Annotated in this window: 14 protein-coding genes; 9 read left to right on the forward strand and 5 right to left on the reverse strand. The window is 73.8% G+C overall.

Features of this window, described 5'->3' with window-relative positions:
• The first annotated feature begins 289 nt into the window (after positions 1–289).
• Positions 290–718, forward strand: coding sequence for a pyridoxamine 5'-phosphate oxidase family protein (locus tag ABZ881_RS07400; protein ID WP_358482602.1), 429 nt, complete (start codon positions 290–292; stop codon positions 716–718).
• Between the two features lie 219 nt (positions 719–937).
• Here ABZ881_RS07400 and ABZ881_RS07405 read toward each other — a convergent pair whose 3' ends face one another.
• Positions 938–1,393, reverse strand: coding sequence for a hypothetical protein (locus tag ABZ881_RS07405; RefSeq protein WP_358482604.1), 456 nt, complete (start codon positions 1,391–1,393; stop codon positions 938–940).
• Between the two features lie 414 nt (positions 1,394–1,807).
• On the opposite strand from ABZ881_RS07405, the gene ABZ881_RS07410 reads away from it, so the two are divergent.
• Positions 1,808–3,508 carry an FAD-dependent oxidoreductase gene (locus tag ABZ881_RS07410; protein WP_358482605.1) on the forward strand — a complete coding sequence of 567 codons (1,701 nt, stop codon included), beginning with the start codon at positions 1,808–1,810 and terminating at the stop codon, positions 3,506–3,508.
• The gene (locus tag ABZ881_RS07415) at positions 3,505–4,941 is read left to right on the forward strand and encodes an ATP-binding protein (protein WP_358482606.1); all 1,437 of its coding nucleotides are present in this window, start codon (positions 3,505–3,507) and stop codon (positions 4,939–4,941) included. Before ABZ881_RS07410 ends, ABZ881_RS07415 begins: the two co-directional genes overlap by 4 nt.
• Positions 4,942–4,987: 46 nt before the next feature.
• Here the strand turns inward: ABZ881_RS07415 and ABZ881_RS07420 are convergent, their stop codons facing one another.
• Complete coding sequence (locus ABZ881_RS07420) at positions 4,988–5,761, reverse strand: SDR family NAD(P)-dependent oxidoreductase (protein ID WP_358482608.1); 774 nt, start codon at positions 5,759–5,761, stop codon at positions 4,988–4,990.
• Positions 5,758–6,357 carry a hypothetical protein gene (locus tag ABZ881_RS07425; RefSeq protein WP_344020319.1) on the reverse strand — a complete coding sequence of 200 codons (600 nt, stop codon included), beginning with the start codon at positions 6,355–6,357 and terminating at the stop codon, positions 5,758–5,760. Before ABZ881_RS07425 ends, ABZ881_RS07420 begins: the two co-directional genes overlap by 4 nt.
• 160 nt (positions 6,358–6,517) lie before the next feature.
• Here ABZ881_RS07425 and ABZ881_RS07430 point away from each other — a divergent pair, with 160 nt between their 5' ends.
• The gene (locus ABZ881_RS07430) at positions 6,518–7,423 is read left to right on the forward strand and encodes a LysR family transcriptional regulator (protein ID WP_358482609.1); all 906 of its coding nucleotides are present in this window, start codon (positions 6,518–6,520) and stop codon (positions 7,421–7,423) included.
• A gap of 18 nt (positions 7,424–7,441) precedes the next feature.
• On the opposite strand, the gene ABZ881_RS07435 is transcribed toward ABZ881_RS07430, so the two are convergent.
• The gene (locus ABZ881_RS07435; RefSeq protein WP_358482611.1) at positions 7,442–8,422 is read right to left on the reverse strand and encodes an AraC family transcriptional regulator; all 981 of its coding nucleotides are present in this window, start codon (positions 8,420–8,422) and stop codon (positions 7,442–7,444) included.
• Between the two features lie 81 nt (positions 8,423–8,503).
• Between ABZ881_RS07435 and ABZ881_RS07440 the strand changes: the two genes are divergently transcribed.
• Positions 8,504–8,944, forward strand: a complete 441-nt coding sequence (locus ABZ881_RS07440) for a hypothetical protein (protein ID WP_358482613.1) — start codon at positions 8,504–8,506, stop codon at positions 8,942–8,944.
• A 17-nt stretch (positions 8,945–8,961) separates the two neighbouring features.
• Positions 8,962–9,393: a pyridoxamine 5'-phosphate oxidase family protein gene (locus tag ABZ881_RS07445; protein ID WP_358482616.1), complete on the forward strand. Its 432-nt coding sequence runs from the start codon at positions 8,962–8,964 to the stop codon at positions 9,391–9,393.
• A 16-nt stretch (positions 9,394–9,409) separates the two neighbouring features.
• Here the strand turns inward: ABZ881_RS07445 and ABZ881_RS07450 are convergent, their stop codons facing one another.
• Positions 9,410–9,697 carry a hypothetical protein gene (locus tag ABZ881_RS07450; RefSeq protein ID WP_358482618.1) on the reverse strand — a complete coding sequence of 96 codons (288 nt, stop codon included), beginning with the start codon at positions 9,695–9,697 and terminating at the stop codon, positions 9,410–9,412.
• 199 nt (positions 9,698–9,896) lie between these two features.
• Here ABZ881_RS07450 and ABZ881_RS07455 point away from each other — a divergent pair, with 199 nt between their 5' ends.
• The 3 genes from ABZ881_RS07455 (at position 9,897) to ABZ881_RS07465 (ending at position 13,119) form a co-directional block, all read left to right on the forward strand.
• Positions 9,897–10,121, forward strand: a complete 225-nt coding sequence (locus tag ABZ881_RS07455) for a hypothetical protein (RefSeq protein WP_344020308.1) — start codon at positions 9,897–9,899, stop codon at positions 10,119–10,121.
• Between the two features lie 107 nt (positions 10,122–10,228).
• The gene (locus ABZ881_RS07460) at positions 10,229–11,293 is read left to right on the forward strand and encodes an alpha/beta fold hydrolase (RefSeq protein ID WP_358482619.1); all 1,065 of its coding nucleotides are present in this window, start codon (positions 10,229–10,231) and stop codon (positions 11,291–11,293) included.
• Between the two features lie 5 nt (positions 11,294–11,298).
• A complete protein-coding gene (locus ABZ881_RS07465; RefSeq protein ID WP_358482621.1) occupies positions 11,299–13,119 on the forward strand; it encodes a helix-turn-helix domain-containing protein in 1,821 nt (606 codons plus the stop codon).
• Positions 13,120–13,239 lie beyond the last annotated feature (120 nt).

Below are 13,239 nucleotides of genomic sequence, written 5' to 3' on the forward strand. Positions count from 1 at the left end.
AGCACTCGCGACCGACGCGCCGCGTCCGAGCAGGCGCGTGCATGGAGGGGGACCGGCCTCCGTCCCGAGGCACGTCCGCCGAGAGTCGCCCCTCAGCGCGGGAATCGGCAGATCGGGTCGAGTCCGAGAAGGGAAGCCCTCCGAGGGTCGGTCACGGTGCGCGAACTGCCGCGGGCGAACGTGGACGGTGACCTGGGATCCGAGCACCGGCAGCCGGTAGATCGAGCCCGGTGCCGTGCGGTCCCACCGGCTTGACCTCCACCGGACTCCAGCTCCTAGCGTGCCGACCATGTCGAACGGAGCAGTCCGGGCGGGCCTGTCGGCCGACGAGTTCCTGGCCCGTCCGCTGGTCGCGCACCTCGCGACGAGCGGACCGACGGTCCGGCCGATCTGGTTCCTGTGGGAGGAGCAGGCCCTCTGGTGGATCACCGGCTCGTACAGCCGGCTGCCGGCCCGGCTCGCCGTCGACCCGGACGTCGCGCTGGTCGTCGACTCCTGCGACCTCGCCACGGGGGAGGTGCTCCAGGTGGCCCTGACCGGTCGCGCCGAGGTCGTCGACATGGACGTCGAGCGTGCCCGCCGCAAGCTCACCCGCTACCTCGGAGCAGATCCCGGCCGGTGGCCCGAGCGGTTCCGGGCCGTGCTGCGCAGTCCGGACACGCGACTGATCAGGATGGATCCGCGGCGCCCGCCGGCCCTCGTCGACCTGAGCTTCTGACCGGCGACACACCCCGGCTGCAGGTGCCCACTTGACGCCCGGCTCGACGTGGTGCCCGCAGCCGGTCCGGGCCCGACCGGCAGTCCCGCACACCTCGGCACTGCCGGACGTCGATCACCGGCCCCACGGGCGGCCGAGCTGGAGGTGGCCACCCGGCCGGTCGCGCGGTGTCGAGCAGCCCCGGCCGCGCTCCCGGTGCCGGCCGGCGAACCCGCACCGCTACCGGGCGTCGACCTGCGGCACCCGCCCATCGGATCCGTGCAGCAGCCACCGGACGCCGGAGCGCGCCAGCATCAGGGTGACGACCAGCAGCGTCACCGAGACGAAGCCGCCGAGGCTGACCCGGTCGCCGAAGACCAGGTCGACCGCCTCCAGGACGACGAACTTGCTCCCGAACGCGACCAGCCAGAGAGCCACCGCGGCCGTCACCTTCCCGAGCGGGGTGGACGCCCCGCGCAGCCGTGCGACGACCCGCTGCTTGGCGACGAGCACGACCTCCAGAACGGCCTTCAGCAGCACGGCCGTGAGCAGCGTGAGGGTGAACGTCTCGCTCAGCACCCGGGGCAGGTACTCGACGAAGAGGTTCAGCACGACGACGTAGACGAACACGTCGACCAGATCGGCCGCGAGCCGTGGGTTCACCTGCGGGCGGGCGCCCCCGGCCTGATCGGACATGCCAGCCACCACCGTCGGAGATCCTCGCCGGCAGCGCCGGGCCGTGTCGCGACAGCGTAGTCCGGCCGCGCCCGCGACCGGGCCGTCCGGCCGGGGACCCGGGCGGGCGGGAGCACCCCGCGGCCGGTCCGCGCGCTGGTCGCGCCGGGCCGCCGCTCGACGAGCGGGTACCTGGCCCGGTCGGTGGTCCGGGCCCGGCTGCTCGGCGGGTCCGGGCTCGCGCTCGGCGCCCACCGCACCCGCTGGTCGGCGCCGGCGGTCGGGATCGGGACCTGGCCGGCCGACGCGATGGAGCGGGCCGGCCGAGACCGCGCTGCGCCGGCTCGCCTACCGCCCGCTACGCCGCAGCGGCCGGGAAGCGCGGGCCGCCCGATGAGCCTGCCACGACGGCCGTCGGCACGGCAGGATGGTGTCATGACGGAATCCCCGGCGTCGTCCGCCGGCTCGTTCCTGCCCGCCAAACCCGCACTGGTGACGGTCGACGACGATCCCAGCGTCTCCCGGGCGGTGGCCCGCGACCTGCGCCGCCGCTACGGCGAGCGGTTCCGGGTGGTCCGCGCCGAGTCCGGCCAGGCCGCGCTCGACGCGCTCAAGGAGATGGCGCTGCGCGGCAACGACGTCGCCGTGCTCCTGGCCGACTACCGGATGCCCGGTATGAACGGCCTGGACTTCCTCGAACACGCCCTCGATCTCTACCCGGTGGCCCGCCGGGTGCTGCTCACCGCCTACGCGGACACCTCCGCGGCGATCACCGCGATCAACGTCGTCGACCTGGACCACTACCTGCTCAAGCCGTGGGACCCGCCGGAGGAGAAGCTCTACCCGGTCGTCGACGCGATGATCGAGGCGTGGGAGCGGGCCGAGCGCCGCGAGGTCTGCGAGACCCGGGTGATCGGGCACCGCTGGTCGGCCCGCTCGCACGAGCTCCGCGACTTCCTGGCCCGCAACCAGGTCCCGTACCGCTGGTACCCGGTGGAGGCGCCGGAGGCGTGCCGGCTGCTGGCCGCCGCCGGGGTCGACGACTCCCGGCTGCCGGTGGTGATCTCGCCGGCCGGTGAGTGCCTGGTGGCGCCCGAGGAGGTGCAGCTCGCCGACCGGGTCGGGCTGGCGACGGTCCCGGCCACCGACTTCTACGATCTCGTCGTGGTCGGCGGCGGCCCCGCCGGGCTCGGCGCGAGCGTGTACGGCGCGTCCGAGGGGTTGCGCACCGTGCTGGTCGAGCGCACCGCGACCGGCGGCCAGGCCGGGCAGAGCTCGCGGATCGAGAACTACCTGGGCTTCCCGGACGGCGTGTCCGGCGCCCAGCTCACCGACCGGGCCCGCCGACAGGCCGTCCGGCTCGGCGCGGAGGTGCTGACCACCCGCGACGTCGTCGGGCTGGAGGCCAACGGCAGCGCCCGGACGGTCCGGTTCGCCGACGGCACGGCGATCCACGCGCACGCCGTCGTGCTCGCCACCGGGGTCTCCTACCGGGAGCTCACCGCGCCCGGGCTGGCCGACCTGGTCGGCCGCGGCGTGTACTACGGCTCCGCGCTGACCGAGGCGTCGGCCTGCTCCGGCGACGACGTCTACATCGTCGGCGGCGCGAACTCCGCCGGTCAGGCCGCGGTGTACTTCGCCCGCTTCGCCCGCAGCGTCACCATCCTGGTGCGCGGCCCGGGCCTGCAGGACTCCATGTCGCAGTACCTCATCGAGCAGATCGACGGGATCGACGCGATCACCGTCCGCACCGGCACCGAGGTCGTCGAGGCCACCGGCGGCGAGCACCTGGAGAAGCTGACGCAGCGGGACCGCGCGACCGGCGAGACCGAGACGGTGGACGCCGGCTACCTGTTCGTGTTCATCGGCGCCAGCCCGCGGACCGAGTGGCTGGGCGAGCGGATCCGGCGGGACGCGGGCGGCTTCGTGCTGGCCGGCCCGGATCTCCTGACCGACGGCAGGCGCCCGGCGGGATGGAACGCCGACCGCGATCCGTTGCACCTGGAGACGAGCCTGCCCGGGGTGTTCGTCGCCGGCGACGTGCGGGCCGAGTCCGTGAAGCGGGTCGCGTCGGCCGTCGGCGACGGGGCGATGGCCGTGTCGCTCGTCCACCGGTACCTGGAGAACCCGTCATGACCGAAGCCGTGCAGACCAGCTGCGACCCGGACGAGCTGCGCACCCTGTTCCTGTTCGAGAAGCTGGCCGACGAGCAGCTCACCGCGCTCTGCGAGCAGGGCCGGGTCGAGCTGCACCAGCCCGGCCCGGTCTACACCGAGGGCGACGCGGCGACCTGCTTCTTCGTGCTCATCGAGGGCGCCGTGGTGATCAGCAGGCGGTCCGGCAGCGAGGACGTCGAGGTGGAGCGGACCTCGCAGCGCGGCGTGTACGCCGGGGCGTGGACCGCCTACCTCGGCGACCGGGTCCCGCAGGTGTACGGCAACTCGCTGCGGGTCACCGTGCCGTCCCGGTTCTACGTGCTGGACGCGGAGAAGCTCGCGGTGCTCATGCAGGCGTGGTTCCCGATGGCGCTGCACCTGCTCGAGGGGCTGTTCTTCGGGATCAAGAACACCCAGCAGGCGGTCGCCCAGCGGGAGCGCCTGCTGGCGCTGGGCTCGCTGTCGGCCGGCCTGACCCACGAGCTCAACAATCCGGCCGCGGCCGCGGTCCGGGCGACGGCCACGCTGCGCGAGCGGGTCGCCGCGATGCGGCACAAGCTCGGCCTGATCGCGGCGGGCCCCTACCAGCGGGCCGATCTGGAGACCCTGATGAGGCTGCAGGAGGACGCCGCCGACCGGGTCGGCAAGGCGCCCGACCTGAGCCCGATCGAGGCGGGCGACGCCGAGGACGCGGTCGGCGAGTGGATGGAGGACCAGCGCATCGCCGGCGCCTGGGACGTCACCCCGAACTTCGCCGCCGCCGGGATCGACGTCGACTGGCTGGAGCAGGTCCGGGCGAGCGTGCCCGAGCCGCTGCTGGAGAGCGCGGTCCGCTGGCTGAACTACACGGTCGAGACCGAGCTGCTGATGAACGAGATCGCCGACTCGACGACCCGGATGTCCACCCTGGTCGGCGCCGCGAAGCAGTACTCGCAGATGGACCGGGCGCCGTACCAGACGGTCGACGTGCACGACCTGCTGAAGTCCACGCTGGTCATGCTGGGCGGCAAGTTCGGCGACGGCGTCACCCTGGTCAAGGACTTCGACCGCAGCCTGCCGCCGATCTCGGTCTACGCCGCCGAGCTGAACCAGGTGTGGACGAACCTGATCGACAACGCGGTACAGGCGATGGACGGGCACGGCACCCTCACCGTGCGCACCGGCCGGGACGGCGACCGGCTGCTGGTCGAGATTGCCGACACCGGGCCGGGCGTGCCGGAGGAGATCCGCTCCCGGATCTTCGAGCCGTTCTTCACCACCAAGGCCGTCGGCGAGGGCACCGGCCTCGGCCTGGACATCTCCTGGCGGATCGTGGTCCGCCGACACCACGGCGACCTGCGGGTGCTCTCGGAGCCCGGGAACACCCGCTTCCAGGTGCTGTTGCCGTTCGAGGTGGCCGAGCCGCAGGACTGACCGGGCGGCGCCCGCCGCCCGGTCAGCCGGTGCCGGCCCGGGCGGATCAGGTGAGGACGGTGCCGCCGTCGACCGCGATGGTCTGGCCGGTCACGTTCGCGGCCCGCTCGGAGAGCAGGAACGCGACCATCTCGCCGAGGTCCTCCGGGGTCTGCGGGCGCCCCATCGGCACCATCGACTCCACGAACCCCTGGAAGATCGTCTCCGGGGTCGACCCGGCGTGCGCCGGGTCGTTCGCCAGCAGCCACTCGCTGGTGGTGCGCCACATGTCGGTCCAGATCAGCCCGGGCATCACGGTGTTGGCGCGTAGCCCGGTCGGTGCCCCCACCCGGGACAGCACGTGCGTCAGCTCGATCACCGCGGCCTTGGACGGGCCGTAGTCGGCGAGCACCTCCAGGCCGAGCCGGGCGCCGATCGAGGCGATGTTGACGATCGCGCCCGGCCGGCCCGCCCGGCGCAGGAACAGCTCCTGCGAGGTGAGAAAGGTGCCCCGGGTGTTCACCGCGAACGTGCGGTCCCACTGCTGCTCGGTGAGCTCGGTGAAGGGCACGAACATCCCGATGCCCGCGACGTTCGCCAGCGTGTCGACCTCGCCGAGCTCGGCCTCGGCGGCGTCGAACGCGGCCCGGACCGACGCCCGGTCCGCCACGTCGCACACCGCGTGCGCGACCCGCGCGCCGTCGGCGGCGAGCTTGCCGGCGACCTCGGCGAGCCGGCCGGCGTCGACATCGGTGAGCAGCACCGGCTGCTCCTGCGCGAGCCGGGCGGCGATCGCCGCGCCCAGGCCGCCGGCCGCCCCGGTGACGAGTGTGACGCTCACGGCAGCTCCCGGGCGATCTCCGGGGCGAGCAGCTCGGCGGCCCGCTCGGCGGTGATCACGTCGGCCGGGTCCGGGCGGGTGATCTCGCGGGAGGCGCCGTCCTCGTAGACGTGCTCGCCGATCAGCCTGCCCCGCTCGTCGTAGGGCCAGACGAACGCGAGCGTGCGGCGCAGCAGGTACATCTCGGCCGGGTCGTCGCCGGCACGGACGTTGCCGAACGCGCTCTCCCCGAGCATCGGGGCCGGGACGAACGCGTTGAACACGACCTCGCCGGAGAAGCCGTGGTCGTTGACCGCGATGTCCTGGTCGGCCACCCACATGACCAGCGCGTTGGCCGCGACCAGCGACTCGTAGAAGCCGGTCACCTCGGCCATCCCGTCCAGGACGATCGACTGGCCGCCCTCGTGCAGCCGGTACTGCGGGTGCTCGACGGTCATCTCGGGGGCGAGCAGCTCCTGGTAGCGCCCGGACACCTCCAGCAGACCGTGCAGGCGGTAGTTCTTGAGGATCTTCCGGTGCCGCGGGTTCTCGATGTTCTCCAGCTGCTTCTCCAGCCCGGCGAACATCGTCACGAACTCCTGCTCGTAACGGCTCATGTGGTGGTACCTCCGTCGTTGGTGGTGCGGCAGAGGCTCGCCCGCCGGGCGGCGCGGCGTCCAGGACAAGTTCCGGCGCTCGCGTGAACCGATCGGTTATCACCGCAGGTGCTGACGCCGGTATCGGCATGGCGTGCAACACTGGTGACGAGGAGTCGCCGTGGACCTGAACCTGCACCTGGTGCGCTATCTCGTCGCCGTCGTCGACGAGGGGCACTTCGGCCGTGCGGCCGCCCGGCTCCTGGTGAGCGGCCCGGCGCTGAGCAAGCAGATCCGCACGCTGGAGCGCAGGCTCGGGGTGGAGCTGATCGACCGCAGCGCCCATCCGGTCGTCCCCACCGAGGCCGGCCGCCGGTTCCTGCCGGACGCCCGGGCGGCGCTGGCGGCGGCCGACCGGGCGGTCGCCGGCATCGAGGCGTACCGGCGGGACCTGCACGGCGTGTTGCGGCTCGGGTTCATGAGCGCGGCGACCGGCACGCACACCCGGCGGATCCTGGAGCTGCTGCAGCGCGAAGCCCCGGCGGTGAGCGTCCAGCTCGTCCAGCTGCCGTGGCACGAGCAGGTGAGCGCGGTCCGCGACCGCACCGTCGACGCGGCACTGGTCCGGCCGCCGGTCGCCGACCCCGGCGGGCTGCGGTTCGACCTGGTCCGGCACGAACCCCGGGTCGTCGCGCTCCCGGCCGGGCACCGGCTGGCCGCCCGGTCCGCGGTCACGCTCGCCGATCTCGACGGGGAGCCGCACGTCGACGACGACCGCAGCGACCGGGTGTGGGTGCGGTGGTGGGCCTGCGATCCGCGGCCCAGCGGGGCGCCGGTGCGCTACGGCCCGGTCGTGCACACCATGGACGAGCTGCTGGAGGTCGTCGGCCGGGGTGCGGCGATCGCGATCACCGGGGGATCGGTCGCGGACAGCTTCCGGCATCCGGACGTCGCGTTCGTGCCGGTGCTCGACGTCGATCCGTGCCCGATCTCGCTGTGCACCCTGGACGGCGAGCAGTCGACGCTGGTGGCGGCGCTGCGCCGGGCGACGCGGGCGGTGCAGGACACGTTCGGCGCCGGGAGCTGAGACCGGGGCCGGGTGGGCTCAGCCGGACCGTTCGGCGGCCGGCGACCCGGGCGGTGACCCGGTGACCGGCCCGCCGCCCGTGCGCCGGAAGTCGCTGGGGGTCACCCCGCGCACCCGCTTGAACGCCGCGCTGAACCCGAACGCGTCGGAGTAGCCGACGCTCCGCGCGACCTCGGCGACGGTGGCGCCGTCCCGGCCGGTCAGCAGGTCCGCCGCGAGGGTCATCCGCCAGCCGGTCAGGTAGGTCAGCGGGGGCTCGCCGACCAGCTCGGTGAACCGTTTCGCCAGCGTCGCCCGGGACACCCCGGCCCGCTCGGCGAGCGACGACACCGTCCACGGCGCGGCCGGTTCCTCGTGCAGCAGGCGCAGCGCGTGGCCGACGACCGGATCCCGGTGCGCGCTGTACCAGGCGGGCGGCGCTCCGCCGGGCCGGTCGAACCACTCGCGCAGCGTGCACACCAGCAGCCAGTCCAGCAGCCGGTCGAGCACCACCTGCTGACCGGGCGCGTCGACGGCGACCTCCGCGTACAGCAGCGCCCGCACCGCGTCCGCGGTGCCGTCGGGCACCAGCCGCAGCACGTCGGGCAGCGCGTCGAGCAGCCGCCGCCCGATCTCGCCGGTCACCGGGTACGCGCCGGTCACCAGCGTCGTCGAACCGGGGCGGTCGGCGGTGTCGTCGTGCCAGCCGAGCCGGTGCCGGGTGCCGCCCAGCTCCGGCACCGCGCAGGACTCGCCGCACTCGATCGGCTCGGCGGCCGTCCCGGGCGCGTCGACGAAGGAGAACCGGGCCGGACCGCGCACGACCAGCATGTCGCCGGCCGCGAGATGCTCCGCTGGACGCCCGTCCGGCACGATCCATCCGGCGCCGTCGAGCACCGTGCACAGGGTGAGCGGGGCGCCGTCGACGAACCGCAGCGACCACGGTGCGGTCAGCGTCGAGCTGCCGAACAGCGAGCCCTGGGCACGGATCCCGCGGAACAGGTCACCGAACGGGTCCACCCCGCCAGGCTAGACGAACACACAGGAGATCCGGCTTCCTGTCCATGGAATCGTCCGATCCGGCGGCGTTGACTCGGTTCCATGACCACCACAGCCACGGACAGAACGCTGGTACTCGGCGCCACCGGCAAGACCGGCCGGCGGATCGTCTCCCGGCTGCTGGAGGACGTCGTTGACGTCGCCGCGGCCGTGCTCACCGAGCCCGGCAGGCACGCCGGGCTGGTGCACGAGCTGACCGGCCCGCGCGCGGTGTGCTTCGCCGAGGCCGTCGACCTGATCGCCGGCGGGTCCGGCCGGCCGATCAGCTACCGGCAGGTGTCCCCGGACGCCTACACCGCGTCGCTCGTCGAGCAGGGCCTGCACCGCGACGAGGCGGAGCTGGTCACCGCCATGTTCGTCATGATGGAACGCGGCGCCGGCGCCGCGACCACCGACGGGGTCGCCACCGTGCTGGGACGCGCACCGCGGCCCTTCGAGGAGTACGTCGTCCGCGCCGCCGCCGCCGGTGCCTGGCGCGGCTGACCCACGGGAGGAACACGATGAGCACCAGCACCGCACTCACCGCCGAGGACGTCGAGTTCCTCGGCCGACCGCTGCTCGGCCTGCTGACCGTCGCCGGGGCCGCGGAGCCGCCGCAGCCGCGGCCGGTCTGGTTCGAGGCCGCCGCGGACGGCACGATCGCGCTGTTCACGCTGCGGGGCTCGCCGAAGCTGCGCCATCTCGAACGCGATCCGCGCGCGTCGCTGGTCGTCGTCGCCCCGGTCGGCGAGCGCGAACGCTGGGTCGCCGTCGCCGGCCGCACCACGCTGCACGACGACGGGGTGGACGATCTGGTCACCCGGCTCGCCGGCCGCTACTGGGACCTCGGCGACCGGGCCGACGACCGGGCCGACGATCTGGCCGGGATGCTCGCCGGGGACAACGTCCGGGTGCAGCTGCACCCGGAGAAGGTGTCCCGGTTCTCGTTCTGAGCCCGGCCGGCCGGACTCAGGTGCGATCCCGCATCCGGTCGATCTGCTCCTTCGCCTCGACCGGCGAGGCGCCGGTCGTCTCCCGGTACGCCTTCACCGCGGCCACGTCGCTGTCCTCCGCGAGCAGCGCCTCGACCCGGCTCAGGTCGGGCCGCTCATAGCCGATCCCGAGGTGGTCGAGGACGGTGTCGAGCTTGCGCTCGACGTTCCGCAGCCGGGCCCGCTCGCGCTCCCGGTCGCGGCGGTCCGCCGCCGGCGCCGCCATGATCGCCAGCACCGCACCGAGCACCAGCAGGCCCACCATCGCATAGCCCGTGTGGCGCAGCGTACGTCCAGCGGCCGCCCGCGCGACCGGGCACGCGGGGTGACGGCCGCCCCGCGGGACGGCGGGGCCTGCGGGTGGCCCGGTGCCCCGCGCGACACACGGCGCAACTTCGATCATGTTGCGGGACACGAGGGGTCGAATTGCGGTTCCCTGTCGTCGAGTCGCGCGTTGACCGGGTATGAACGTCGACGCCGACGCCCTGACCGCGCCCATCCTCGGCCGTTCCGACATCGAGTCGCTGCGCCGCTCCGGCCCCCGCCACCGGCTGCACGACGAACCCGCGACCGTGGCCCCGGCCCCCGCCGGGGCGCCCGCGTCGCCCGGCTGGCCGTGGCTGGCACTGGTCGTCCTCGGCAATCTCGTCGTGCTGGGCATGCTCGTGCTCGTCGTGCTCTGGACCTGACCTTCCGGAAGGTCACGCCGGGCGCGCCGGACGCCGCTCCTTGTGTCCCGACTCACCACGGGGGAGAGTCACGGAGCAGGCCCGCGGCGTCGAGGAGCAGAGGATCAATGGCGATCGAGAACCCCTACTACACGCACGAGTTCCACGGTGACTACGACCTGGTGAGCATCGGGGAGTTCGCCCTGGAGGAGGGCGGGGTCATCCCCGACCTGAACCTGGCCGTCGCCACGTTCGGCACGCTGAACGAGGCCAGGGACAACGCGATCCTGGTGACCACCTGGTACTCGGGCACGCACCAGATCTTCCGGGACGTCTACATCGGCCCGGACCGGGCGCTGAACCCGGAGCGGTACTTCATCGTCGTGATCAACCAGATCGGCAACGGGCTGTCCACCAGCCCGCACAACGCCGCCGGGGTGAACGCGAAGATCGCCATGTCGCGCTTCCCGCACGTCCGGATCGGCGACGACGTGCGCGCCCAGGAGCAGCTGCTGCGCGAGCACTTCGGCATCGAGACGCTGCAGCTCGTCGTCGGCGGCTCGATGGGCGCCCAGCAGACCTACGAGTGGATGGTGCGCTTCCCCGGGAAGGTCCGGCGGGCCGCCCCGATCGCCGGGACCGCGCAGAACACCCCGCACGACTTCCTCTACACCAAGGCCCTGATCGAGGCGATCACCTCCGATCCCGGCTTCAAGGACGGCGAGTACTCCTCCAACGCCGACGTCGTCGACGGCCTGAAGCGGCACGCCGGCATCTGGGCGGTGATGGGCTTCTCCACCGAGTTCTGGAAGCAGGAGCTGTGGCGGGCCCTGGAGTTCGAGTCGAAGGAGGCGTTCATCGAGGGCTTCCTGGAGCCCTACTTCACCCAGATGGACCCCAACGACCTGCTCTGCATGGCCTGGAAGTGGCAGCGCGGCGACGTCGCCCGGCACACCGGCGGCGACCTCGAGGCCGCACTGGGCCGCAACACCGCCGTCGCCCGGATCATCCCGATCAACGAGGACATGTTCTTCCCGGTCCGGGACCACGAGGCCGAGCTGGAGCTCACCCCGCACGCCACGATCCGGGTGATCGACGACCTGCTCGGGCACCTCGCCCTGTTCGGTGTCTCGCCGACCTACATCGGGCAGGTCGACAGCTACCTGCAGGAGCTGCTCGACACCGACGCCTGACGACGGTGACGGACCCGGTCGCGATCGAGTCGGCGCGCCGCAGCTTCCTGGCCGACGGCGCCGCCGGCCGGTCGCCCGCGGTGCGCCCCGAGGTGCTCCGCTCCTGGGAACGCTCGAAGGTGGGGGAGCCGGTCTTCGCCGGGCACGAGGCCGCCGGTTCGGCGGTCGTCGAGGCCGACGAGGTGTTCGCCCGGTTCCTGACGCTCACCCCCGACCTGCCGTGCTCGCTGGCGCTGGTCGGGGAGGACGGCGTGCTGCGGGTCCGCCGGGACGGCGGTGGCGGGCTCGCGGCGCTGCTCGACGCCGTCGGGTTCACGCCCGGGTTCCGGCTCGCCGAGGACGTCGTCGGCACCACCGCCGCCGCGCTCGCCCCGCACACCGGCGGCGCGGCCCGCGTCGACGGTCCCGAGCACCTGCATCCGGACCTGACCTGGCTGGCCGAGGCCGCCGCCGTCGTCGGGCGGGACGACGGCGGGCCGTGCGACGCCGTCGTCGTCCTCGGGCACGTGTCCGACCCGCCCGGTGAGCTGGGGCTCGCCGTCGCCCGCGGGCTCGCCGCGGACGTCGGCGCGCTCGTCCGGGACCGCCGGACCCGGCTCGCCAGGGCGGTGCACGACGGGTACGCGGCAGCCGAGGCGACCGGCCACGCCTGGGTGCTGGCCACCGACGGGGCGTTCCTGCTCACCTCGCCCGGGGTGCGTCGGCTGCCCGCCGCCGACCAGCAGGCGCTCGCCGATCTCGCGCTCGGCGGCGCCGTGCTGTGCGAGGACGGGACCCGGCACGCCGACCTGCCGTCCGGGCGGTGCGCGCAGCTCGGCGTGACGCCGGTCCCGGGCGGCGGCTGCGTCGTCGCCGGCGGGCCGGTCGACGAGTCCCGGGCCGCGGTCGTCCCGGAGGCGGTGCGGCGGCAGGGCTCGCACGTCGCCCCGACCGGCCGCCGCGACTACGCCGCCGACCTGCGCGACGGCGAGGGCCGCGCGCACTCCGAGGCCCGGCGGCGGGCCAACCGCGAGCTGCTCAGCCCGTACCTGCGGGCCCGGCACGAGGTCGCCGCCGCGGTCGGGCAGGGGCGGCACCAGCTGCTCGTCGGGGAGGCCGGCGCCGGGAAGCGGACGCTGGCCGTCGAGCAGTTCCGTCGGGCGCACCCGCAGGGCCGCACCCGGGTCGTCGACTGCGCGACGATCGGGAACGGCGGCCCGGACCCGCTCGCCCCGGTCGCCCGCGAACCGGGGGACCGGCCGCACCTGCTGGTGCTGTCCCAGCTGAACCTGCTCGGCCCGGTCGCCGCGCGCCGGCTCGACGAGTCGCTGCGTACCCTGGTCGCGATGCCCGGGCCGCTGCTCGTCGCGGGCTGCGTCGACTCCGCGTCGGTCGACGCGACCCGGCCCTACGGGCTGCTGCTGCGGCACTTCCACGAGACCGTCCGGGTCCCGGCGCTGCGCTACCGCGCCGACGAGCTCGGCGACATCGCGCTGTCCATCCTGCACTCGCTCTCCGGCGGCCGGTCGCTGCGGCTGTCGCTGCAGGTCGTCCGGGTACTGGAGGGGTACGCCTGGCCGGGGAACCTGCGCGAGCTGACCGACGTGCTGCGCTACGTGGTGGCCCGCAAACCGGTCGGCGTGATCCAGGCGCCGGACCTGCCCGCGTCCTGCTTCACCGGCCGCGCGCCGCGGATGTCGATGCTCGAGGCCGCCCAGTGCGACGCGATCATCCAGGCGCTCTACGAGTCGCGCGGCAACCGCTACAAGGCAGCCGAGATGCTCGGCATCGCCCGGTCCTCGCTGTACCGCAAGATCGACGCATTCGGGATCAGCTACATCGGCTGAGAGTGTCCCGTTCCCGGGACGACCGGCCCTGCCACGGCACCCACCGGCTGTGGAACAGTCCCATATCGCGACAGTCGAATGTGTTCCGGGTCACTAGCGTCGAGGACGCTGGACCAGACC

The sequence above is a fragment of the Pseudonocardia sp. NPDC046786 genome, assembly GCF_040645415.1.
GTDB classification, from domain to species: Bacteria; Actinomycetota; Actinomycetes; order Mycobacteriales; family Pseudonocardiaceae; genus Pseudonocardia; species Pseudonocardia kongjuensis.